Source organism: Larkinella sp. VNQ87 (assembly GCF_049445795.1).
Classification (GTDB): Bacteria; Bacteroidota; Bacteroidia; order Cytophagales; family Spirosomataceae; genus Larkinella.
Genome location: NZ_JBMSDT010000016.1, coordinates 133,326 through 155,710, shown reverse-complemented (window position 1 = coordinate 155,710; position 22,385 = coordinate 133,326). Strand labels below are relative to the sequence as shown.

At 52.8% G+C, this 22,385-nt stretch carries 17 protein-coding genes; 8 read left to right on the top strand and 9 right to left on the bottom strand.

The annotated features are described in order from the left end of the window. Window positions 1-107: 107 nt before the first annotated feature. Together ACO2Q8_RS24960 and ACO2Q8_RS24955 are read right to left on the bottom strand one after the other, a co-directional pair. Complete coding sequence (locus ACO2Q8_RS24960; protein ID WP_423347605.1) at window positions 108-2,186, bottom strand: carboxy terminal-processing peptidase; 2,079 nt, start codon at window positions 2,184-2,186, stop codon at window positions 108-110. A gap of 152 nt (window positions 2,187-2,338) precedes the next feature. Continuing rightward, the gene (locus tag ACO2Q8_RS24955) at window positions 2,339-3,082 is read right to left on the bottom strand and encodes an FKBP-type peptidyl-prolyl cis-trans isomerase (RefSeq protein ID WP_423347604.1); all 744 of its coding nucleotides are present in this window, start codon (window positions 3,080-3,082) and stop codon (window positions 2,339-2,341) included. Between the two features lie 456 nt (window positions 3,083-3,538). Here ACO2Q8_RS24955 and atpA point away from each other — a divergent pair, with 456 nt between their 5' ends. After that, window positions 3,539-5,116, top strand: coding sequence for a F0F1 ATP synthase subunit alpha (gene atpA, locus ACO2Q8_RS24950; RefSeq protein ID WP_423347603.1), 1,578 nt, complete (start codon window positions 3,539-3,541; stop codon window positions 5,114-5,116). Window positions 5,117-5,210: 94 nt separating this feature from the next. Continuing rightward, the gene (gene atpG, locus ACO2Q8_RS24945; protein ID WP_423347602.1) at window positions 5,211-6,095 is read left to right on the top strand and encodes an ATP synthase F1 subunit gamma; all 885 of its coding nucleotides are present in this window, start codon (window positions 5,211-5,213) and stop codon (window positions 6,093-6,095) included. A gap of 132 nt (window positions 6,096-6,227) precedes the next feature. On the opposite strand, the gene ACO2Q8_RS24940 is transcribed toward atpG, so the two are convergent. Continuing rightward, window positions 6,228-6,488 carry a hypothetical protein gene (locus ACO2Q8_RS24940; protein ID WP_423347601.1) on the bottom strand — a complete coding sequence of 87 codons (261 nt, stop codon included), beginning with the start codon at window positions 6,486-6,488 and terminating at the stop codon, window positions 6,228-6,230. Window positions 6,489-7,021: 533 nt separating this feature from the next. On the opposite strand from ACO2Q8_RS24940, the gene ACO2Q8_RS24935 reads away from it, so the two are divergent. Next, a complete protein-coding gene (locus ACO2Q8_RS24935) occupies window positions 7,022-7,567 on the top strand; it encodes a YceI family protein (RefSeq protein ID WP_423347600.1) in 546 nt (181 codons plus the stop codon). 282 nt (window positions 7,568-7,849) lie between these two features. Further along, window positions 7,850-8,425: a DUF4136 domain-containing protein gene (locus ACO2Q8_RS24930; protein ID WP_423347599.1), complete on the top strand. Its 576-nt coding sequence runs from the start codon at window positions 7,850-7,852 to the stop codon at window positions 8,423-8,425. A gap of 68 nt (window positions 8,426-8,493) precedes the next feature. On the opposite strand, the gene ACO2Q8_RS24925 is transcribed toward ACO2Q8_RS24930, so the two are convergent. Together ACO2Q8_RS24925 and ACO2Q8_RS24920 are read right to left on the bottom strand one after the other, a co-directional pair. Next, window positions 8,494-9,828 carry a peptidoglycan DD-metalloendopeptidase family protein gene (locus ACO2Q8_RS24925; RefSeq protein WP_423347598.1) on the bottom strand — a complete coding sequence of 445 codons (1,335 nt, stop codon included), beginning with the start codon at window positions 9,826-9,828 and terminating at the stop codon, window positions 8,494-8,496. A 78-nt stretch (window positions 9,829-9,906) separates the two neighbouring features. Then, the gene (locus tag ACO2Q8_RS24920; RefSeq protein ID WP_423347651.1) at window positions 9,907-10,689 is read right to left on the bottom strand and encodes a LytR/AlgR family response regulator transcription factor; all 783 of its coding nucleotides are present in this window, start codon (window positions 10,687-10,689) and stop codon (window positions 9,907-9,909) included. A 355-nt stretch (window positions 10,690-11,044) separates the two neighbouring features. On the opposite strand from ACO2Q8_RS24920, the gene ACO2Q8_RS24915 reads away from it, so the two are divergent. Further along, a complete protein-coding gene (locus tag ACO2Q8_RS24915) occupies window positions 11,045-12,019 on the top strand; it encodes a c-type cytochrome (protein ID WP_423347597.1) in 975 nt (324 codons plus the stop codon). An 8-nt stretch (window positions 12,020-12,027) separates the two neighbouring features. Here the strand turns inward: ACO2Q8_RS24915 and ACO2Q8_RS24910 are convergent, their stop codons facing one another. Continuing rightward, window positions 12,028-14,370, bottom strand: a complete 2,343-nt coding sequence (locus ACO2Q8_RS24910) for a family 20 glycosylhydrolase (protein WP_423347596.1) — start codon at window positions 14,368-14,370, stop codon at window positions 12,028-12,030. 139 nt (window positions 14,371-14,509) lie between these two features. On the opposite strand from ACO2Q8_RS24910, the gene ACO2Q8_RS24905 reads away from it, so the two are divergent. Together ACO2Q8_RS24905 and ACO2Q8_RS24900 are read left to right on the top strand one after the other, a co-directional pair. Continuing rightward, window positions 14,510-15,118, top strand: coding sequence for a DUF6134 family protein (locus ACO2Q8_RS24905; RefSeq protein ID WP_423347595.1), 609 nt, complete (start codon window positions 14,510-14,512; stop codon window positions 15,116-15,118). 147 nt (window positions 15,119-15,265) lie between these two features. Next, window positions 15,266-17,176 (top strand): CocE/NonD family hydrolase, encoded by a 1,911-nt coding sequence (locus ACO2Q8_RS24900; RefSeq protein ID WP_423347594.1) that lies wholly within the window; start codon window positions 15,266-15,268, stop codon window positions 17,174-17,176. A 61-nt stretch (window positions 17,177-17,237) separates the two neighbouring features. Here the strand turns inward: ACO2Q8_RS24900 and ACO2Q8_RS24895 are convergent, their stop codons facing one another. The 3 genes from ACO2Q8_RS24895 to ACO2Q8_RS24885 all read right to left on the bottom strand — a co-directional run bounded on the left by ACO2Q8_RS24895 (window position 17,238) and on the right by ACO2Q8_RS24885 (window position 18,530). Next, the gene (locus ACO2Q8_RS24895; protein WP_423347593.1) at window positions 17,238-17,468 is read right to left on the bottom strand and encodes a hypothetical protein; all 231 of its coding nucleotides are present in this window, start codon (window positions 17,466-17,468) and stop codon (window positions 17,238-17,240) included. Window positions 17,469-17,582: 114 nt separating this feature from the next. Next, window positions 17,583-18,065: a hypothetical protein gene (locus ACO2Q8_RS24890; protein ID WP_423347592.1), complete on the bottom strand. Its 483-nt coding sequence runs from the start codon at window positions 18,063-18,065 to the stop codon at window positions 17,583-17,585. A 12-nt stretch (window positions 18,066-18,077) separates the two neighbouring features. Continuing rightward, complete coding sequence (locus tag ACO2Q8_RS24885) at window positions 18,078-18,530, bottom strand: hypothetical protein (RefSeq protein WP_423347591.1); 453 nt, start codon at window positions 18,528-18,530, stop codon at window positions 18,078-18,080. A 300-nt stretch (window positions 18,531-18,830) separates the two neighbouring features. On the opposite strand from ACO2Q8_RS24885, the gene ileS reads away from it, so the two are divergent. Next, window positions 18,831-22,292: an isoleucine--tRNA ligase gene (gene ileS / locus ACO2Q8_RS24880; protein WP_423347590.1), complete on the top strand. Its 3,462-nt coding sequence runs from the start codon at window positions 18,831-18,833 to the stop codon at window positions 22,290-22,292. The last annotated feature ends 93 nt before the right edge of the window (window positions 22,293-22,385 follow it).

Here is a 22,385-nt window from a genome sequence, read left to right as displayed (position 1 = left end):
TTAGATAAAGTTAACCAATCGGCTATTTCATTTACATTGTCCTTGGTCAAAAATTAAAAACCGCTCCGATGACACCGGAGCGGTTTTCAGCAACAAGACAGAAACGCTTACTGCGGATTTTTCGTGAAAGCGATGTAATCGGCCAGCACCCGACCGCATTCGGTCAGATACAAATCCTTTTTCGACGCTTTATCTTCTTTCGGATCTTTGGCCGGGGTCGTCGAGTCGTTCGTGGCTACCGGTTCGCCAGCCGACGCATTGATCGACTTCCGGCGTTTTTCGGCTTCGTCGCGCTCTTTTTTGCGTTTTTCTTCCTGAAGCGACACCACGGTTTTTTCCTTGGCCCGTTTCAGTTCGGCAAAATCGGCCATCAACTGTTTCAGATCGGCATCCGACTTCACGCGTTGCTCGTAGCGGTCACGAAGTTTGGTAATCACTTTATCGTCTAGATTCCGGGTAGCTTCAAAGCGAGCTGAGGCAATCTGATCCCAGGGCAGGGCGCTCGGTTGGGAACTTTCGCCGTACTCTTCCGCACTGAACGCCGACGGCAATTCGATATCCGGCGTGACGCCTTTGTGCTGGGTGCTACTCCCATTAATCCGGTAGAACTTCGCGATGGTCATTTTCACCTGCCCGACCTTCTCGGATTCTTTCAGCCAGGTATTCAGGTCGACCATCGTCTGCACGGTTCCTTTCCCGTAGGTCTGGCTCCCAATGATGATTCCGCGTTTGTAATCCTGAATGGCCGCAGCAAAAATCTCGGAAGCAGAAGCACTGAACCGGTTGACCAGCACCGCCAGCGGACCATCGTACAGCACCGACGGATCGGGGTCGGTCTGCACTTCGATATCCCCGGTTGCTTCTTTCACCTGAACCACCGGGCCGCGTGAGATGAACAAACCAGTCAGCGTAATGGCTTCGGTCAGCGACCCCCCGCCGTTATCGCGCAGATCGATCACCACGCCGTCCACTTTCTCGGCTTTCAGTTCGTTGACAAACCGTTGTACGTCGCCAGTCGTACTAGCAAACCCTTCTTCGCGTTTGCGGGCACCTTCAAAGTCGCGGTAGAAAACCGGGATTGTGATCACGCCCAGCTTGTATTTTTTCTGATTCTGGGTGATTTCGATGACTTCTTTTTTCGCCCGTTGTTCTTCCAGCTTGATTTTTTCGCGAACCAGCCGGATTTCTTTCGGTGGCGCACTCGGTGTTGCATCGATCGACTTGATTTGCAGCCGGACGGTTGTTCCTTTGGGGCCTTTGATCAGTTTGACCGCATCATCAACCTGGTAGCCAACGATGTTGACGATCTGTCCGTCGCCCTGGGCAACGCCCACGATTTTATCACCTTTCGTCAGCAGTTTGCTCTTGAAAGCCGGGCCGCCGGGAATAACTTCCGAAATTTTGATGTAATCACCGTCTTCCTGCAACAGCGCCCCAATGCCTTCCAGCGAAGCGCTCATTTCCTGATTGAACCGGTCGGCCGAGCGGGGCGACATGTAATTGGTGTGCGGATCGAGCGATTCGGCAAACGAGTTCATGTAAATCTGGAACACGTCTTCGGCTTTGATCCGGGTCATGTAGCGGTCGAGGTTTTTATACCGCGACTTCATGCTGTTGACCACCGACGTATCGGCTTTTCCGGTCAGCTTCAGTTCGAGCGACTGGTTTTTCAGCAGTTTGCGCCACAAGTCGTTCTGTTCTTCAAGATTTTTGGGCCAAGTTGCTTTCTCGCGATCGGTGTTAAAATTTTCATCGGCCGTGAAGTCGAACGGTTTTTGCAGGTTTTCCTGCACGAACTTATTCCGTTCCTGATACCGTTTCCGGAACACATTGTAGATCTCGTAGGCCGCCGTCAGTTCACCGTTGATCAACTGATCGTCGATGTTGTTCCGGTATTTCTCGAACGAGTTGACATCGGACGCCAGAAAATAGGCCTTATTCCCATCCAGTTCCTTCAGGTAGTTTTCAAACACCACCGACGACAGGGAGTCATTCAGCCGCACTTTGCGGTAATGGTGCGTCGTCAGCAAGCGGGCGACCAGTTGTTCAACGTGTTCCTGAGACACCGTTGGCTTCAAGTCATCGGCGCTTGGGGGCGGCAACGGCACGGCCGACATCCCGGCTTGTGGACCCGGCTGAAGGCTCAGCATCAGCACCGGGACCAGCGTAATGAGGTACTTTCTCATACTTCCCTTTCTATGATTAATGTAGCACCACTTCTTTACTGGATGGTTTGAAGGGTTGGATGGTTAAAGGGTTAAAAATGCTAACGCGAGATAATCTTTTTAGCCATTTAAACACTTTCAGCCATTTTTAACCATTCAACCCACCAAGCCACTCACTTTTTCACTATTTCTAACAATTCAATATCGAAAACGAGCGTCGAATTCGGGCCGATCTGCGGGCCGGTTCCCTGCGAGCCATAAGCGAGCGTCGACGGAATATACAGTTTCCACTTCGAGCCGACCGGCATCAGTTGTAACGCTTCACTCCACCCCTGGATTACCTGATTAACCGGGATTTCGAGCGGCTGGCCCCGCTCAACCGAACTATCGAAAACCGTACCGTCGATCAACCGGCCGGTATAATGGGCTTTTACGGTGTCGGTAGTTTGCGGTTTAGGCCCGGTTCCTTCCTTCACAATTTCGTACTGCAAGCCGCTGGCGGTGGTCATCACGCCGGGTTTCTTCTTGTTTTCGGCTAAGAACTGTTCGCCGACTTTTTTGTTGGCTTCCGCTTTGACCGACCGTTCACGCTGGAAAAACTCACCGATGATCTGGTTAGCCTGTTCGGGCGCAATCTGAGTGTTCTGAGAGCGCAGGACATCCTGTAAGGCTTTTGTAATGGCACTGATATTCGCATTCCCGAGATTTTGATTCTTCAGGCCTAAGCCGACATTCACCCCAATGCTGTAACTGACGGAATCAATCGTGTTCGTGAGTTTAATCGGGGAAGCAGCTACAGCAGCAGCCGGGGCCTTCGGTTGGGGCTTGGCAGCCGGTTTTTTTGTTTGAGCCACTACCTGACCCGTTACCAATACAGCCGAGAAAAGACCGGCCACAGTCCATTGTTTAATCGTCATGTGAAAATTCAAAAGTTGTATTCCAAAAAGTCTAGTATGCTGAAAACGTAAAGTTGTAGGACAAAAGTTTGGCAATAGCGGGATTTTATAAAACAAATTATTGATGGATGGTGATGAACGGGGGTCAACGGCCAGCCCCAATAAGCAGACTCCTTAAAAGAACAACCGCTTATCTGACCAGGCTGGTCAGTAATTCACTAAAGTAAAGAACAATTATCAGCATCTCAACACGATGAAGTTAATAATTGTTAATTTTTTTCAGCCCGGATTAGAAACTGGTTAAAACCTGATTAAAACCGGATGAGACCACTGAATCAAAAAGGTTCGGGTCAATTCTTAGAAAAGTATAAACTTGCTTGAGGAATTTTCTCCATAACCTCTGTTTTAGTGAAATTTAGTGCGTAACTTTGCACCCGAATTCTTAGAACCATCATAAAAAAAGATTCTTCCACTCATATGGTATCAGTTAGACCCGACGAGGTTTCGGCCATTCTCCGGGAACAGCTATCGAACTCCAGAACCGCTGCCGAACTCGAAGAAGTTGGTACGGTATTACAAATCGGTGATGGGGTAGCCCGCATTTACGGACTATCGAACGTCCAGGCCGGTGAATTGCTGGTATTCGAAAACGGGTTGCAGGCCCTCGCCCTGAACCTCGAAGAAGACAACGTCGGAACCGTATTGCTCGGTGACTATAGCGAAATCAAGGAAGGTGCTACCGTGAAACGGACGAATCAGATTGCTTACGTCAACGTAGGTGAAGGCATTCTGGGTCGGGTTGTGAACACGCTGGGCCAACCGATCGACGGTATGGGCCCGATTACCGGGGAGACGTTCGCGATGCCACTGGAGCGGAAAGCGCCGGGGGTTATCTTCCGCCAGCCCGTAACCGAGCCGCTGCAAACCGGTATTAAATCCATCGACGCCATGATTCCGGTTGGCCGGGGTCAGCGCGAGTTGATCATCGGTGACCGCCAGACGGGGAAAACCGCCGTGGCCATCGATACGATTATTAACCAGAAAGAATTTTACGATAAAGGCCAGCCGGTTTACTGTATCTACGTAGCCTGCGGTCAGAAAGCCTCGACCATCAAGCAGGTGGAAGCGACGCTACGCCGGGCTGGTGCGATGGATTACACGGTGATTGTGGCCGCTCCGGCTGCCGATCCCTCCCCGATGCAGTTCTTTGCGCCCTTTACCGGTGCCGCCATTGGCGAATACTTCCGCGACACGGGTCGTCCGGCCCTGGTGGTTTACGACGACTTGTCGAAACAGGCCGTGGCTTACCGCGAAGTCTCCCTGCTGCTGCGTCGCCCCCCGGGCCGCGAAGCGTATCCGGGAGACGTTTTCTACCTGCACAGCCGGTTGCTGGAACGGGCCGCCAAAGTCATCAGCAACGACGAAATCGCGGCTACGATGAACGACCTGCCGCCGTCGCTGATTGGCAAGGTAAAAGGAGGTGGTTCGCTGACGGCGCTGCCGATTATCGAAACCCAGGCCGGTGACGTTTCGGCCTACATCCCGACCAACGTGATTTCGATTACCGACGGTCAGATCTTCCTCGAAACCAACCTGTTCAACTCCGGTATCCGTCCGGCGATCAACGTCGGTATTTCGGTATCACGGGTGGGTGGTAACGCGCAGATCAAGTCGATGAAAAAAGTGGCCGGTACGCTGAAACTGGATCAGGCCCAGTTCCGTGAGCTGGAAGCCTTCGCCAAGTTCGGTTCGGATCTGGATGCTTCTACGAAACTGACCATCGAACGGGGCCGCCGGAACCAGGAGATTCTGAAGCAGCCCCAATACTCGCCGGTCGCCGTTGAACAGCAGGTCGCGATCATTCTGGCCTCGACCAACGGCTTCCTCGACCGCGTGCCGGTCAACAAAGTGAAAGAATTTGAAGCCGAATTTGCTAACCAGATGAGTGCGCAACACCAGGATACGCTCGACCAGCTTCGGGCCGGCAAACTGGACGACAGCATCATCGCCGTGGTGAAAAAGGTCGCTACGGAATTAGCTGCTCGGTACGCATAAAGGTTAGATTCTGGAAATTCAGGAGTTCAGGATTTGAGTGTTCGACCGGTTTTCCGCGTCGGCGCTCAAATCCACCACTCTACAACCAACAACAATGGCCTCTCTAAAAGAAGTACGAAGCCGGATTTCTTCGATTATCTCGACGCAGCAGATCACCAAAGCCATGAAAATGGTAGCGGCTGCCAAACTGCGCCGGGCTCAGGATGGTATCATACAAATGCGCCCCTATGCCCAGAAACTGAGTGAAATGCTCAGCACAGTGGCGGCCGGTGCCGAACTGGCGGCCGAAAGTCCGTACAACCAGGTTCGGCCGGTAGAACGGGTGTTGCTGATTCTGGTAACCTCCGATCGGGGCTTGGCCGGTGCTTTTAATACCAACGTCATTAAAGAAGCGCTTACGCTGATCAACGGCCGCTACGCCGAGCAGGCTCGCCGGGGCAATGTCGAAATCATGGCGATCGGCAAAAAAGGTGCCGAAGCGTTCCAGCGCCGGGGCTTTAAAGTCAATACCAACTACATTGACACCTTCCAGGCACTGAGTTTTGCCAAAGTCCGTTTGGCCGCCGAAGAAGCCATGAATGCCTTCACGGCGGGGCAGTTCGATCAGATCGTGATCGTTTTCAACGAATTTAAAAACGTTGCCACCCAAATCATTCGCTCTGAGCAATTTCTACCGATCGTTTCCGCCCCGACGCCATCGGCGACCAAAACCGTCAACGTCAATTACCTCTTCGAACCTTCGGAAGAAGAAATCATCACGGAACTGATTCCAAAGACGCTGAAAATTCAGTTGTATAAGGCCGTTCTGGAATCGAACGCGTCGGAGCATGGCGCCCGGATGACGGCGATGGACAAAGCGACGGAGAACGCCGGGGAGCTTCTGAAAGAACTTAAACTGGTCTACAACCGGACCCGTCAGGCCGCTATTACCAAAGAAATCCTTGAGATCGTCGGCGGTGCCGAAGCGCTCTCCAAATAAATATAAGCTTACTTGAACTGGTAAACCCCGTCGCGCGAATAGTGGCGGGGTTTTTCTTTGACAAAATTGGCCCCGACAATACCAGGGGCCAATCGATTCGGGTTAGGGTAATTAGCACGAACAAAACAAAAATCAACGCTGGAAAACCAGACTCGCCACGTCGGCTTCGGAACGAACCGGTTTGTTCCAGCTTTCGAGCGACACCCAATGGCCACTCTCGTAGGCGGTATATTTATAGGTAGTTGATTTCCCGTCAGCGCTTAAGTCGTAGTCGATGGTGGCCACTGGTACGAAGTCGTCGGAGGGTGCATCCTGCGCCACTTTTTCAGTCTGCTTTTGGGAAAGCAGCAGCACAAACAAGGTGCAGAACGAAACCAAAGGCAGCGTTTTCATAGCATCTCCATTAAAATAATTCCAGAAACAATCCTGTTGGGCTGGGTAAGCCTCCTCCGGCCTAGGTTCCGGAGGAGGCTAATGCGTCAGTCTTACCCAGTCACGACCGACGCATTCTTATCAAGATCACCATGCCCTAACAAGAGGAAGGTTCACTGACAGAAAGTAAGAATACACCATAATAGAATTGGTTGGTAGGGAATCATTCGCTGATCCGGGCGAGCAATTGACTTCGACGTTGAATCACCGGCTGGTAGCTGCTTTCATTTATTAATACGCTGCCACCTGATGCTACGTTGCGGGGCGGTTTTGGTGTGTCGCTATTTTGCCGGAATGTGTCGAAAAGTAGCCGAAAAAGGTAAGGGTGAAACCCTCCTTCATGCTAATCTACCGAACGACTTCCGCCTATAGGATAGATCCAGCGAGCAGGGCATGTATTTTTAAGAAAAAAATTTGTAAGCTTGAAACCATTTTTGAACATTTAATGTATTTACATTAAATGTCACTACATTATAATTAAAACTCTTACAACAATGGCTACTTCAGCTCCCGCAACAACCGTTTGGACCATCGATCCTTCCCACTCCGAAATTCAATTTAAAGTCCGTCACCTGATGGTGTCGAACGTAACGGGTAAATTTACATCATTTGAAGGCCAGGCCGAGACCAACGGTGACAGCTTCGACGGTGCCAAGCTGACCTTTTCAGCCGATATCGACAGCATCCAGACAGGTGCCGAACAACGCGACGGTCACCTGAAATCGGCGGACTTTTTTGATGCGGCCAACCACCCGAAACTGATCTTCGAATCGACGTCGGTAACGAAAACCGGCGATGATACCTACGACATCGTTGGTGATCTGACGATCCGCGGAATTACAAAATCCGTCACACTGAAAGCCGAAGAAGGTGGCCAGATGGTGGATTTTTACGGCAACACGAAAGCCGGTTTTGAAATTACCGGAACGATCAAACGGAAAGAATTTGGTTTGTCTTGGGATGCCGTAACCGAGGCCGGTGGTGTGGTCGTCAGCGACGATGTGAAGCTGATCCTGAACGTTCAGGTAGGTCGTCAATAAGCTTTTTTTTCCTTAACAATTTTTAACCATCCGCTCCCACCGGCGGATGGTTTCTTTTTTTCTAAAATAGCTATCTCACAAAAATATAACCCTCATAGTCAGAGCCTTATAAAATTCATTCCAACCCTTACGGCCTGAAATGAATCCTAAAAAAAGATGAACTAAGCAAGCTGAAAAACCGTTATTTTAACGAGCAAATACTAATGCGAAATCGCGTAGCGTTAAGAAAAGAGTTCAGCAGTAATCGAACCCTAATATAATAATCTCAATCACGTTAAACGTATGAATATCAAGAGCATAATTGCCAGTTTGTTCATGTTGGGTCTGTTGGCAAGTTGTGCGCCATCGATTAATGTCAAATATGACTATGACCCAAAAGTGAATGTTCGTCAGTTTTCTACCTTCCGGGTTGAAGCCGACCAACGCCGTAATGCCGACCCGATTGCGGGCAGCAACCTGAACCAGCGCCGAATTGCCGATGCCATTGAAAAATCGATGCTCGCCAAAGGGTACAAACCCGTCGTTGGGGGCGAAGCGGATTTGGTGATTCGTTTCTTCTCTGACTCGAAAGACCGTCAGCAGGTGCAGTCAAACAACACCTGGTCTCCGTACTGGATGTGGTATAACCCGGGTTACAACAACGTGTATACCCGTCAGTATGAAGAAAACCGGGTGGTGATCAACGTCTACGACGCCCGTACGAACGACATCATCTGGCAGGGCTGGGCGACTGGTCAGTTGAACCAGAGCAAAAAGGATAGCAACCGGGATATTGCCTACCGGACCACGGTTGACAGCATCATGAAACAGCTTCCGGAAAGTGCCGGTTCTGATTACAGCTCCGTGAAAGAAAGGTAATTTAATCTCGGCACGAACCTGACCGGTTTGACAAAACCGCCCCTTCCGACGAAGCGGGCGGTTTTTGTTTATAGGGTTTGCGCTAACCAGCCCGTCAGGCCATTGGCCTGGCGTACCAGTTGATACGATCCGAACAGACCCAATACTTCCACGGCTGACCCGGCGGGTAGCGTTTCGATGACAGCAGCCTGGTTATTGGCTGCTTCTAATAGATCGGAGCCTGTGGGTAAAGTGGTTCGTCGCAGGGAGCGCCGGGCAGGCTCGACCACGCTGCTGGCTATGTAACCCCGCGCACCATCCGGCAATTCGATGCGTAACCAGCTTGTCGTGCCCCCCGTAACAGTAAAAGCCGAAGCCCGAGGCAAAACCCGCACGATGGGAGCATCGCCATTCGGTGATTGGCGCAAAACCGCACGAGCCGCCGAAATCCGCACGGAATCGCCCAGGGTTTCGGTCGGCACCAGCGCCTGGCGGGCCGGACCGGTGCCGCGCCGGACAAAGGGCAGCGGATCGACAGCCCCGGCGTTAAAGCTGTAAATGCCAAAATGTAGGTGTGGCCCCGTCGTCCGGGCGTTGCCGGTATTTCCGATAAACCCGACCGTATCGCCAACCGACACCCGTTGCCCCTGCTGAACGGCTTGTGAGTCCAGGTGAGCGTAATACAACGTTTGATTTCGTTTGGAATCCGAGACGTAAACGACATTGCCGCCGAGGTTGTTAGTCCCAACGCCCGACACATAGCCCTCCGCAGCCGCCAGAGCGGGCGTTCCGCGGGGTGCAAAAATGTCGATGCCTTCGTGCCGACGACGACCGGCATCACGCGGGACGCCGAAATAACTACTGATCTGACGGCTATCGCGCCCCTGAACCGGAAAGCCCAGGATGGGTTCGCGCGTGACGGAAAGCGTGTAGCGGCCACTGCGTAACAGTTCGGGTTGAATCCGAATCAGATGGGTACGGTTTCGGCGTACTTCCAGTTCCAATTGATTGGTATCGGCTTTAGCGGAGGCCAGGCGATCCGGGTCACGGTTGCTTTCATCCAGTTCATAGACGTCGATGAAAACCTGAACCGGCTGCTGGCCTTCCACCTCCACTTTGATAATCAGCTTGTCGCCCCGCTGTCCGTTCAAGCGGTAACCCAGCGCGAAGGGCCGGTTGGCCGAGAAGTAACCGCTTTCGCGGTACGGTACATTGATGAGAATAGAGTCTTTGAGCGCCCGATTGGCCGTCGCCAGCCAGTCGGTACCGAGGGCCGTGCGTTCCAGACGGGCATCGCGCAACGACTGCGCGTACTGCTCGTGCGGTGAAGCCGGACGGAACAATTTCCCCGGCCCTACGCTGGTGCAGGCTCCCAACAAGCCCGTTATTCCAATAAAAAGGCGGCAAATCAAAGAAAACTTCATAGGTGAGCATCGTTTGTTAGTAAACGACGACACCTCCCGCAAGGTTGCGGAAAATAAGCAACTTTCTGGTAGTCAGCTTTATTTTCCCATCCAGACTTTAAAATCGCTCACCTTTTCCCGGCTTACAATCGCTTCTTTCTCAAAAACCGGTTTTAACACCAGCGACAGGCGGTTTCCAAAGTAAGGCTGAATCTGCTCGACGGCATTGTGCGTGACAATCACACCCCGGTTGATTCGGAAGAACACCGAGGGGTCGAGAGCGTCCTCCAGTTCGTCGAGCGTATAATCGATCAGGTATTTCTGGTTGTTCCAGGTTTTGAAGAAGCTAAACCGCTCATCGGTGAAGAAATACGCAATATCCTGCACTTCAATGGACAGCAGCCGTTGCCCCAGCCGCACCAGAAACCGTCGGCGGTATTCTTTCGGCTGTTGCAGTTGCAGTTCGCGCAGCAATTTATCCAGGTTAAAAGGCTGATTCGATGACGGGCTTACCTCGGTCCGGCGTGCGCTCAAATCCCGGAATTTTTTCAGGCTGCGTTGCAAATCGTCTTTCTGGATCGGTTTCAGCAGGTAGTCGATGCTGTTGACCTTGAACGCCTGGAGGGCATATTCGTCGTAGGAAGTCGTAAAAATGACGGTACTGCTAATCTCTACCTGATCGAATATTTCGAAACTCTGCCCGTCGGCCAGTTCAATGTCCATGAAAATCAGATCCGGCGAAGCGTTGTTTTTCAGCCAGCCCACGGTGTCTTCAATACTGGCCGTAACCCCGGCTACTTCGAGGGTTGGGTCTACCTCCTGCACCAATTTCCGCAACTTCCGCACGGCCAGGTCCTCATCTTCTACAATCAATACATTCATCGGGATTTCTTTTTCACCAAACAACGGCAAGTAATCGTTTTTCCGCGAATAAGTCATACAAATTCCGTCCGAAATGCGCTTTCCGAAGCGTGTATTGTGTAATCCCGCGGAAGAATTGCAAACGGTCCGGCAAATAGGATGTCCTCCCGCTGCCCCTACCTCACCGCGAGCTGGCCGTTTTCGGTCAGCCGAAGCAGAACAACCATCCTGCCTTATCGACTCGGAATCAACTGAGTAAGCGGTCGGTCAATGGCGGGAAATGTCACTTTTTTGACGTCTTTCGACAGCGACCACCAAGCCCGTTCCCGCTTACTTTGTTCTTATAAAAATCTAATGAACACCATCCTTTTTTGGTATGAAAAAAGTATTGCGTATCGTCTTGATTGGAGTGGGCTTTGTGGCCGTTGCACTCCTGGGCTTTGTCAGTTTTGTGGCCATCCGAGGCATTCCTACTTATGACGCTCCCACCATTCAGGAACTGACCATTGAAGCCACCCCGGCCCGCCTGGTTCGCGGGGAGAAAATTGCCCGAATGCACTGCATCGCCTGCCACTCGGGGGCGGACAACCGGCTGACCGGTCGGCAAATGGATGACCTGCCCGAATTGTTCGGCACAGTTTATACCATGAACATCACGCAGGATAAGGAGGTCGGAATTGGCAACTGGACTGATGGCGAGCTGCTCCATTTTCTGCGCACTGGCATCCGGCGGGATGGCTCCTTTGCCCCCATCATGCCAAAATTTGCCACCATGGCCGACGAAGACCTAAAGTCCGTCGTTGTCTGGCTTAAGTCCGACGCGGCCCAGGTTCAGCCTTCGGCTCAGGAAGCGCCTAAATCGGATTTCTCGCTCTTCTCCAAACTGCTCGCCAACACGGTTATCAAACCGCTGCCCTACCCGGACAAAGCGATCGTGATTCCGGACAGCACCGACGAGGTAACCTTTGGCCGGTACGTCGCCGATGGGTTGGGCAACTGTTACATCTGCCACTCGGCGGATATTACCGACTACAATCCGCTGCATCCGGAATTATCGAAAGGGTATTACGGGGGCGGAAACAAAATGATAACATCCGACAAAAAGCCCATCTTTACGGCCAACCTAACGTTTGACGAAGAAACCGGCATCGCGAAGAAATACACCAAACAGCAGTTTATTCAGGCCGTCAAAGCCTGCGTCCGGCCCGATGGTAGCCTGCTTCGCGCGCCAATGTTTCCGCACCAAATGACCGATTACGAAGCGGGGGCAATTTTTGAGTACCTAAAAACCGTGCCCAAAATCAAAAACGACATTCCGAGCAAGGAACAGGAGGCACTGGCCAGCAAGTAAACCTGGTTTCAGTCAATCGTCATTTCATCCGCCAGCACCCAGGCCGGTTTTCCGGCGCGCGGCATTCCGATCGGGACTTTCCCCGCGTTACGGGCTATTATCCGCACAAACCGCGCTTTGACCGGTTCAAAAGCAAGGGTTTGGCGGATGATAGCCTGTTTTCCGCGTTCGGCCGGATTCATCGATACGGTTTTTACCCGTTGAAACCGTTGCCCATCGTCCGAAACCGCCACCTCGACGGCTTTCGGCAAGAGAATATCGCCCGCCGTAGCCCGCACCAAGCCAATGCTGACGGTTTGAATGGTTTGCGGTTTTTGTAAATCAATAATCGTGGTCAGGTCGGCGGTTTTCACGCCCTGCACGCCCTGCATTTCCTGCAAATAGCCCACCGTGGTGCCAAGTTGTCCGTCAGTAAGCAGCGACGGTTCTGCATCGTACGGTTTGCTGGCCGCCATTGACAGCCGGATCGGTTTTCCGGTTGCCCTGGAGACGACTAACTCCCAGGTTTGCACCGGTCCAATAACTTCCCCATTCCGGACAGTAACAGCTTTGACATTCGCTGATTCGGCTAGCAAAACCGGTTGCTCATAGCGGCCGGATGTGGGGGTTGGCTCCATACCATCCGTCGTATAGCGGATTTCGGCGTTTGGATCGCTGGTTGTCAGGATAAGCTGCAAGCGGCCATCCGGCTGCGCAGCTGTTTGGGCACGCACGGCATAATACGTCCGGGAATAGGTAGTGTTCAGGTAATCGAGCCGGTGGAGAAAAACCGGCAATCGTTGCCTGAACTCCGGCCAGCTTTTCTGGTCACGATCCGTCCAGGCGATTTCGGCCACGGCAGCCGCCCGGGGCCAAACCATGTACTCGACCTGTTCGGGCGTTTTGAGGTATTCCGTCCAGACGCTAGCCTGCACGCCCAGAATTCGGTTTTGAACGCTGGCGGGCAAATCAGCCGGAGTGGGTTCAAACGAATACGTTTCTTCCAGGGGTGTAAACCGCCCAAAGGCCAGCGGTTCCTGCGCCCTGTCGCCCTGGTAATGATCCAGGTAAACAAAATTCTCGGGCGTCATGATCACATCGTGGCCCTGCTGAGCCGCCCGGATGCCGTCTTCCACCCGTCGCCACACCATCACCGTCGCGCTTGGCGACACCCGAATGGCCGGACTATTCCCTTCCAGGATTTCGTCCCAGCCGATGATTTTCCAACCCTTTGAGGTCACCCACCGGTCGATGCGGGCCGTAAAGTAGCTTTGTAGCTGATTTTCGTTTTTCAACTTCAATTTCCGGATCAGGTTCTGGCAAAACGGGCTTTGTTTCCACGAAATCTTAGGGCACTCGTCTCCGCCAATGTGCAGATATGGTCCCGGAAACAGGCTCATCACTTCCGTCAGTACATCCTGTAAAAAGTCAAAGGTTTTGTCGTAGGGGCAAAAAACCTCCTTAAAAATGCCCCATTTTGTAGCGGTTTCGTACGTTCCACCCGAACACCCCAGTTCCGGATAAGCCGCCAACGCTGCCCTCGCGTGGCCGGGCATCTCAATTTCGGGGATAACGGTTACATATTTCGACCGAGCATACCGCACCACTTCCCGCACCTCGTCCTGCGTGTAAAAACCGCCGTAGGGTCGACCGTCAAACTCCTGCGGGTCTGATTCGTAGTAATGTCCGATCAGGGTTTCTTTCCGCCAACCGCCTACCTGCGTCAGTTTAGGGTACTTTTTAATCTCGATCCGCCAGCCCTGGTCGTCGGTCAGGTGCCAGTGAAAGGTGTTAAACTTGTGCATGGCCAGCAGGTCGATGTATTTTTTGATGAACGAAACCGGGAAGAAATGCCGGGCCACATCCAGGTGCAGCCCCCGGTACCGAAAACGCGGGGCATCTTCGATCCGACAGGCAGGGAGCGACCAGTCAACCGGCGAAGAAACCGGCGTTGGGCTGAAAACCGCCGGAGGCAGCAGTTGATAGAGTGACTGAATGGCGTAAAAAAAACCGGACGGTTGAGCGGCTTCAATCGTCACCTCACCCGGAGCTACCTCAAGCCGGTAACCTTCTGCCCCCAGCCGGGCGTCGCTGACCGGTACAAAAGCGATGGAGTTAGGACCCGGCGTTGAACCCGTAACGGGTTGGACTGAAAGCGTCAGGCCACTGGCGGTTTTCACCTGGCGAATAAACTCCTGAGCGATGGCTTGCACCTCCGATTGACCCGCTGGAAGACGCACGACCGTTTCGCCGGTCAGCACGAAGCGACCGGGCCGGGCTTCCAGGCTTGCGGGTTTCGGAATGATGGAGAACTGCCCGAAAATCGAAAAAGGAGCCAAAACCGCTATAATGAACCAAATTTTTCCCAGCATGAACCAACGGATTTGTATTTTTAGCCTTCAACTTAAACGCAGACAAAAGAAGAAAGACACGGGACAAGTGACGCAAGGTAAAAAAACGTTCATCTCACTGCTTTTCTCTGTTTTCTAATCAGTCTGCCATAAAACTAATTTGAACGGATTTAAGCAACTTCTGATTACGGGTATCGTATGGATAACCGCCCTTCCGGTTTTTGGTCAAACACAAACCCGAAAATACGACATTGAAGTGGCCGGTTTGCGGATTGGCAACATGCACATAACACAAACGAGCAGCCCGACCGCCCTCGTCTACGATCTCATCAGCGATGTGGAATTCTGGTTTTTCGGAAAAATCAAAGTGTATTACAAAACCGTCTCCCGGCACGACCCCGCCACCCGGCAACTGCTCCGCTCCGATACTGACGCGAAAACCAGCCGGGGCAATTACCAGACCGACATTGTCTGGCAAAACGGCCGGTACGACATCAATGCCAACCAGTACAAATACCAGCGCAAAGCCACCGACTCTCAACCGATTGAGTTTACGATATCCCGGCTTTACTTCGAGGAGCCCGTCGGCCTGAACCGGGTTTTTGCCGAATATTTCGGTAATTACGCCAGCGTCGAACCGACGAAAAAAGGAAGTTACCGCGTCCGAATCGACGACCGCGAGGATGAATATTTCTACGAGAAAGGGCAACTGGTCCGGATTGTGAAGAAAAACCCGATTAAGAATTACACCATCCGGCGTGTGGAGTAACCGTTCGTGAACACCGAAATCAAAACCGGTTTTTACCCTGGCAATTTCATCTTTGCCCTACGTTCGTTTATAGTCAGGTCCCTGATAATGGCCCGATTATCGTTTTTTTTTCGTTAGTTTTAAGAGAAAGAAATTCAAACAACCTCCATGAAAATTGTTTACTTGCTACGGCCAGCCCGTCTGCTTTTCTGCCTGATTGGCTGGATGGTTTTTGCGCCTTCGCTCCGGGCACAACCGGGTGTCAACAAAGCCGATTCGATTTACGTTCGGGAGAATTACACGAAAATTGAACGGCTGATTCCGATGCGCGACGGCATCAAGCTGTTCACGTCGATCTATCTGCCCAAAAACACCACCCAGAAGTACCCAATCCTACTCGGTCGGACGCCCTACAGTGTGGCGCCCTACGGCGAGGACAAGTACAAAACGTCGCTCGGTCCTTCGATGGTGTTTGCCCGCGACGGCTATATCTTTGTTTATCAAGATGTTCGTGGAAAATGGATGTCGGAAGGTGAGTTTGTAGCCGTTCGGCCGCACAACCCCAATAAGAAAAAGAAAACCGACATTGACGAGAGCACGGACACCTACGATACCATCGACTGGCTCATCAAAAACCTGCCCAACAACAACGGGCGCGTGGGTACCTGGGGCATTTCGGCACCCGGTTTTTACACGACGATGACGGCCATCGACGCCCACCCAGCCCTCAAAGCGGTTTCGCCCCAGGCTCCGGTGACGGATTGGTTTATGGGCGACGATCGGCACCACAACGGCGCGTTTTTCCTGATGGGCACGTTTGCGTTCCTGTCGTCCTACGGTAAGCCCCGGCCGGAGCCGACCTCCAAGCCATCACCCGGTTTTTCGGCGTATGGTACCCCCGATTCGTACCAGTTTTACAAGGGAATCGGGCCACTTTCGAAGGTGAATGAGCGGTATTTCAACGGGCAGAACAAGATCTGGCAGGAGATGATCGACCACCCGAATTACGACGACTTCTGGCAGGCCCGAACGCCCGTGCCGCACCTAAAAAACATCAAACCGGCGGTGCTGACCGTCGGTGGCTGGTTCGATCAGGAGGATTTGTACGGCCCGCTCAAGACCTATGCCGCCATTGAACAGCAGAATCCGAACGCGCAGAACAAGCTGGTCATGGGGCCCTGGATTCACGGCGGCTGGGCGCGGAGCAACGGCGATGGGCTGGGCAACATCCGGTTTGGGTCAAAAACCGCTCCGTATTACCGCGAGAAAATCGAACTCCCGTTTTTCAATCATTACCTGAAAGACGGCCCGGATCCGCAACTAGCCGAAGCGACTATTTTCCTGACCGGTGCAAACGAATGGAAACAATACAGCCAGTGGCCACCCAAAGAATCGCAGGAACGCAATCTGTACCTGCACCCCAACGGCAAGCTGTCGTTTGAACCGCCTAAAGAAACCGAACCCGTTTTTGATGAATACCTGAGCGATCCGAAAAAACCGGTTCCGTATACCAACAACATTCAGATTCTGCGGGGCAGTGACTTCATGTACGAAGACCAGCGGTTTGCAGCCGCCCGGCCCGACGTGCTCGTGTACGAATCGGAGCCGCTGACCGAAGACCTGACGATTACGGGCAACGTGTTGGCGAACCTGTTTGTGGCAACCACCGGCACCGACGCCGATTTTGTGGTGAAGCTCATCGACGTGTATCCCGACACGACCAAACTGACCAGCCCGATTCCGACGACCAAAATGGGCGGTTTTCAGTTGATGGTGCGGGGCGAAGTGATGCGGGCCAAATTCCGGAACAGCTTTTCGAAACCCGAGCCGCTAAAACCGGGTGAGGTCACGGAAGTGAAGTTTGACATGCAGGATGCGGCCCATACGTTTAAGAAAGGGCACAAACTGATGGTGCAGGTACAAAGTTCCTGGTTCCCGCTGGTCGACCGTAATCCGCAGAAGTTCATGAACATTTACGACGCGACGGACGCTGATTATCAGAAAGCGACACACCGCGTGTATTTTTCCACCAAAGCACCGTCACACGTGAAGGTGCGGGTGTTGGATAAGGGGATTTGAAGAAGTCTAATAGCCGACGAGCGGTAAAGGAGAGAATTAACTCGCAGCGGTATCGGCTGACTCATGAACGGTAGGGTGTTCGCAGATGCGTATTAAGAATTTCATCTACTTTTTGGTCATCCCACGCTTGTTCGTCCCAGATTTTATTGGCTCCATCAATCGACTTCTCAGTGAAATAATTGACGATCAACCGCTTAATTTCCAACCAATGCTGACTATCAACTTCCCGTGAGAACATCTTGAGCAACTCAAGTTGTGGTTGATTAAGCGGAGTTTTCAATGAATTTTCCATAAGTCATCGTTCAATAGGGGTTGTCTGACACGAATTGCTTTATCTATTCAAACGGCGTATCCATCACATTGCTCTACATTCCTCCTTGTGAAACTCCCCGGCCAGAAAAACGCTTTACCGCGCGGTTTGCTGGTGTTGAATAACGGTTTTCAACCGCTCGATTTCCTGTTGCTGGCTGTCAGCCTTGAAGTAATAGTACAGCCCGGCAACCAGGAATATTTTCGATAAGATAAAGACAATCAGAAACGCAAGCCGCCAGAGTTTGTGGACGCGGATAAACGAGTCGCTGACCTCGACTTCCACGAAATCCGACTTGGCGGTTTTGGGTTGGGGTTCCTCTTTGCCGTTGTCGGTGACGTATTTTTTCAGGTCTTTCCCGGTTGTTCGGGCCTGAATCAGTTCCCAGGTACCGGGCGGGGGCGGAACGGCACTCTCCAAGCAATACTGCTCAATCACCACCTCCAGATCGACCAGGGCCGACGATACCTCCGGATACAGGCTCTTCATCTGCTGGACTTCGTGTTGCTCCTCGTCGGAAGCCAGCCCCAGCAGATAAGCCTCTAATACCCCACTCTGTATGTACTGATGAATGTCCAAATCCTTGCGTAATTACGATCGACGAAACCGATGTATAAAATCCCGAATGGCCCGCAGCGATTCCGCTTTGGGAATCCCGGCCTGCTCCGAAATCGCTTCAAATGAATAGCCCTGACGAAACGCCAGATCAAAAATAGCTTCGGGGGAATAACCGCCCGCCAGCGAAATTGGTTCAGCGTACGTGGCACCTCGCTCCCTAGCTCGGGCCTTCATTTCCAGGGCTTTGGCCCGGGCCAGCCGAATTACTGCCAGCGCCGGATTGGTCGCCGAACCGACGGATAAAGCGAGTTGACCGGAAGTAAACACGTCCAGCAGCGCTTCCTGAGCCAGGTGGGTCTGCGGCAAAATCTGCAGTATGATTCCGTAGGCCATTGCGCCGTATCGGTCGTATAAAGCCCGTTGATCGGCAGGAGTTCGAAGCTGCCTTTGGTGGGCACTCCCCGCCGATCGTTCCAATTCATTCATGCCATACGCTATTAAGGGAACATCTGAATTAGGGTAGGTCCGGTCCTTCTCCTTACACGCTGCTATTTCCCCACCTTCCGGAATCCAATCGAGCCAAAACTACGACCAATTCATTCGTAAAGATGTAGAAAAAAATGGCAACTATCCAGCTTTTTAACCGCGGATTACCAGACATATAAAAAGCACCGTGCCTTTCAACCGTAGAAAACCGGAAATCCGGTTTTTAGTCTTCAGCGTCTACCCGTGCGTTCCGCTCAATTTTCCGTATCTTTGCGGTCAATTCTAAATTCCAGTACGACCGTGAGTTACAAAGAATACAAGAACCTGGACGGTTCGGCGTTCCGATATGCCCAGGTTGCCAACGATATTTTAGCTTTCTGGAAGGCCAACCGCGTCTTTGAACAATCCGTCGAAACGCGCGAAGGAAAGCCTACGTTTACGTTCTACGAAGGTCCGCCGTCGGCCAATGGGCAGCCGGGGATTCACCACGTCATGGCGCGGGCCATCAAGGATATTTTTTGCCGTTACAAAACGCTGCAAGGCTTTCAGGTTAAGCGGAAAGGCGGTTGGGACACCCACGGGTTGCCCATTGAATTGCAGGTCGAAAAAGAACTCGGCATTACGAAAGACCACATCGGCAAACCCGAATCGGAAGGCGGTATCAGCATCGAAGCCTACAACCAGAAGTGCCGGGAAGCCGTCATGAAATACACGGACCGCTGGAACGACCTGACCGAAAAAATGGGCTACTGGGTCGATCTGGACAATCCGTACGTGACCTACCAAAGCGAGTACATCGAATCCGTCTGGCAGTTACTGAAACGCCTGTACGACAAGGGATTGCTGTACAAAGGCTATACCATTCAGCCGTATTCGCCCAAAGCCGGAACCGGCTTGTCGTCGCACGAGCTGAACATGCCCGGCACCTACAAGGACGTGAAGGATACGACGATTGTGGCGATGTTTAAGGTGGCAAAGGGCAAAGGGCATGGAGCAGAGGGTAAGGGGGACTCAACACCCTCTGCCCTTCCCCCTCTGCCCTCTGCCACCTACATCCTGGCCTGGACGACGACGCCCTGGACGCTGCCCGCCAACTCGGCACTGACCGTTGGGAAAGACATCGATTACGTGCTGGTGAAAACCTTCAACCCGTACACCTACGAACCGGTGCATGTTGTTTTGGCGAAGGCACTGGTGGGCCGCTGGTTCAACGAAAAAGGGCAAGATGGTGATTTTGAAGGCTATCCGGCGTCGGACAAAAAACTGTTGCCGTGGAGCATCGTGGGCGAGTTCAAGGGCGCTGACCTGGCCGGGATCGAATACGAGCAATTGCTGCCTTACGTCCAGCCCGACAAACCGGCTTTTCGCGTCATCCTGGGCGATTTCGTTACGACGGAAGACGGTACAGGCGTGGTGCATACGGCCCCGACGTTCGGGGCCGACGACTTCCGGGTTGCCCAGCAGAACGGCATTCCGGCCATCATGGTGAAGGACGAAAACGGCAAGGAAGTGCCGATTGTTGATAAACAGGGCCGGTTTGTGAAGGAGATCGGAGAGTTTGGTGGCCGGTACGTGAAAGAGCAATATTATTCGGACGAAGAACAGGAGGCACCGGATTTCAAACCGACCGACGTGCTGATTGCCATCAAGCTGAAAAGCGAGGGCAAAGCGTTTCATGTTGAAAAATACGAACACCCGTACCCGCACTGCTGGCGGACGGACAAACCGGTGTTGTACTACCCGCTCGATAGCTGGTTTATCCGGACAACGGCGGTGAAAGACAAGCTCGTGGCGTTGAACAAAACCATCAACTGGAACCCCGAAAGCACCGGAACCGGCCGGTTTGGCAACTGGCTCGAAAACCTGGTCGACTGGAACCTGAGCCGCAGCCGGTTTTGGGGAACGCCGTTGCCGATTTGGCGGAACGAAACTGGGGAAGAAATCTGCATCGGATCAGTGGCCGAACTGCAAGCCGGGGTGAAAAAAGCCCTGGCATCAGGCCGTTTGTCGGACGAGCAAGCCGCGAAAAATCAGGCCTATCTGGAAAAGATCGCATCAGGCGATTACGACCTGCACCGGCCGTTTGTGGATGAGTTGTACCTGGTTTCTGAATCTGGAAAAGTCCTGCAACGCGAGCCGGATCTGATCGACGTCTGGTTCGATTCGGGGGCCATGCCGTACGCGCAGTGGCATTATCCGTTTGAGAACAAGGCAGTATTTGAAAAAGCGTATCCGGCTGATTTTATCTCGGAAGGGGTCGATCAGACGCGGGGCTGGTTCTTCACGCTCCACGCCATTTCAGGGATGCTCGGTACACTCGACGGCCAAACCGAGTCGTCGGTGGCGTTCAAAAACGTGGTATCGACCGGGCTGGTGCTCGACAAAAACGGCAATAAAATGTCGAAGCGGTTGGGCAACGCCGTCGATCCGTTCACGACGCTGGACACTTACGGGGCCGATGCGACGCGCTGGTACATGGTTACCAACGCCGAACCCTGGGACAACCTGAAGTTCAACCTCGATGGCATTGCCGAGGTGCAACGGCGGTTTTTCGGAACGTTGTACAATACGTATTCCTTCTTTGCTCTGTACGCCAACCTCGACCAAGTTGATTTCGATGGCGTTCGGACGATTCCGGTGTCGGAACGCCCGGAACTCGACCGCTGGATTCTGTCGAAACTGCAATCGCTGGTGCTGGAAGTGGAGCAGCAGTTCGAGAACTACAACCCGACCAAAGCGGGCCGGGCCATCCAGGATTTCGTTAACGATCAGTTGTCGAACTGGTACGTTCGGCTATCGCGTCGGCGGTTCTGGACCGGTTCGGCGCAGGGTAGTTCGGCAGCCGACAAACAGGCGGCTTACGAGACGCTGCACGAGTGTCTGACTACGGTTTCAAAACTGATGTCGCCCATCGCGCCGTTCTTCGCCGACTGGCTGTACCGGAATCTGACGAAGGAAACCGAATTGTCGGTTCACCTGACTTATTTCCCAAAAGCCGAAACCAACCTGATTGACAGCGATCTGGAAACGTCCATGCAACTCGGTCAGGACATTTGTTCGCTGGTGCATTCGCTGCGGAAAGGCCACAAAATCAAGGTGCGCCAACCGCTGACGAAGGTACTCATCCCGGTGCTGAGCGAAACGACCCGGCGGCAAATCGAACACGTTGCGCCGATCATTCAGTCGGAGGTCAACGTCAAATCCGTGCAATTCATCGACGATGCATCCGGTATTCTGAAGAAGAAAATCAAGCCGAATTTCAAAACGCTGGGGCCGAAATTCGGGCCGATGATGAAAGACGTCGCCACGACGATCAACACCATGACCGAAGACGACATCCGGAAACTGGAAGCTGCGGGCAGTATGCAACTCGCCATCGGCGAGATCACGCTGGCCGATGTGGAAATCCGCACGGAAGATGTGCCGGGCTGGATTGTCGCCACTCAGGGCGGGTTGACGGTGGCGCTGGACGTGACCATCACGCCCGAACTCCGGCAGGAAGGCATTGCTCGCGATTTCATCAACCGCATCCAGAATTTGCGGAAGGATCAGAATTTCGACGTAACCGATAAAATCCGGATCGAACTGGAGCCCGGCGAAGGCACAAATGATGTGCTGACGAGCGCCATCGAAACGCACAAAGACTACATCTGTCAGGAAGTGCAGGCGCTATCGCTGGAGTTGGTTAACGACCTGAACGGCAACGCGACGGAAGTGGAAATGGATGAATTTCTGCTCCGCCTGAAAGTCGAAGTCGCGTAAAACCGTACCCACGGACTTTAGTCCGTGTGAGTTAGTATCAACACCTGGTTTGGGAAAACTTACACGGACTAATTACAATGAGACTATACCCCG

Excerpts from the sequence above, each read along its gene's own strand:
- ACO2Q8_RS24930 (WP_423347599.1), top strand. The coding sequence starts at position 7,850 with ATGAATATCAAGAGCATAATTGCCAGTTTGTTCATGTTGGGTCTGTTG.
- ACO2Q8_RS24895 (WP_423347593.1), bottom strand. The coding sequence starts at position 17,468 with ATGGAAAATTCATTGAAAACTCCGCTTAATCAACCACAACTTGAGTTG.
- ACO2Q8_RS24925 (WP_423347598.1), bottom strand. The coding sequence starts at position 9,828 with ATGAAGTTTTCTTTGATTTGCCGCCTTTTTATTGGAATAACGGGCTTG.
- ACO2Q8_RS24940 (WP_423347601.1), bottom strand. The coding sequence starts at position 6,488 with ATGAAAACGCTGCCTTTGGTTTCGTTCTGCACCTTGTTTGTGCTGCTG.
- ACO2Q8_RS24935 (WP_423347600.1), top strand. The coding sequence starts at position 7,022 with ATGGCTACTTCAGCTCCCGCAACAACCGTTTGGACCATCGATCCTTCC.
- ACO2Q8_RS24915 (WP_423347597.1), top strand. The coding sequence starts at position 11,045 with ATGAAAAAAGTATTGCGTATCGTCTTGATTGGAGTGGGCTTTGTGGCC.
- atpG (WP_423347602.1), top strand. The coding sequence starts at position 5,211 with ATGGCCTCTCTAAAAGAAGTACGAAGCCGGATTTCTTCGATTATCTCG.
- ACO2Q8_RS24955 (WP_423347604.1), bottom strand. The coding sequence starts at position 3,082 with ATGACGATTAAACAATGGACTGTGGCCGGTCTTTTCTCGGCTGTATTG.
- ACO2Q8_RS24920 (WP_423347651.1), bottom strand. The coding sequence starts at position 10,689 with ATGAATGTATTGATTGTAGAAGATGAGGACCTGGCCGTGCGGAAGTTG.
- ACO2Q8_RS24960 (WP_423347605.1), bottom strand. The coding sequence starts at position 2,186 with ATGAGAAAGTACCTCATTACGCTGGTCCCGGTGCTGATGCTGAGCCTT.
- ACO2Q8_RS24885 (WP_423347591.1), bottom strand. The coding sequence starts at position 18,530 with ATGAATGAATTGGAACGATCGGCGGGGAGTGCCCACCAAAGGCAGCTT.
- atpA (WP_423347603.1), top strand. The coding sequence starts at position 3,539 with ATGGTATCAGTTAGACCCGACGAGGTTTCGGCCATTCTCCGGGAACAG.
- ACO2Q8_RS24900 (WP_423347594.1), top strand. The coding sequence starts at position 15,266 with ATGAAAATTGTTTACTTGCTACGGCCAGCCCGTCTGCTTTTCTGCCTG.
- ACO2Q8_RS24910 (WP_423347596.1), bottom strand. The coding sequence starts at position 14,370 with ATGCTGGGAAAAATTTGGTTCATTATAGCGGTTTTGGCTCCTTTTTCG.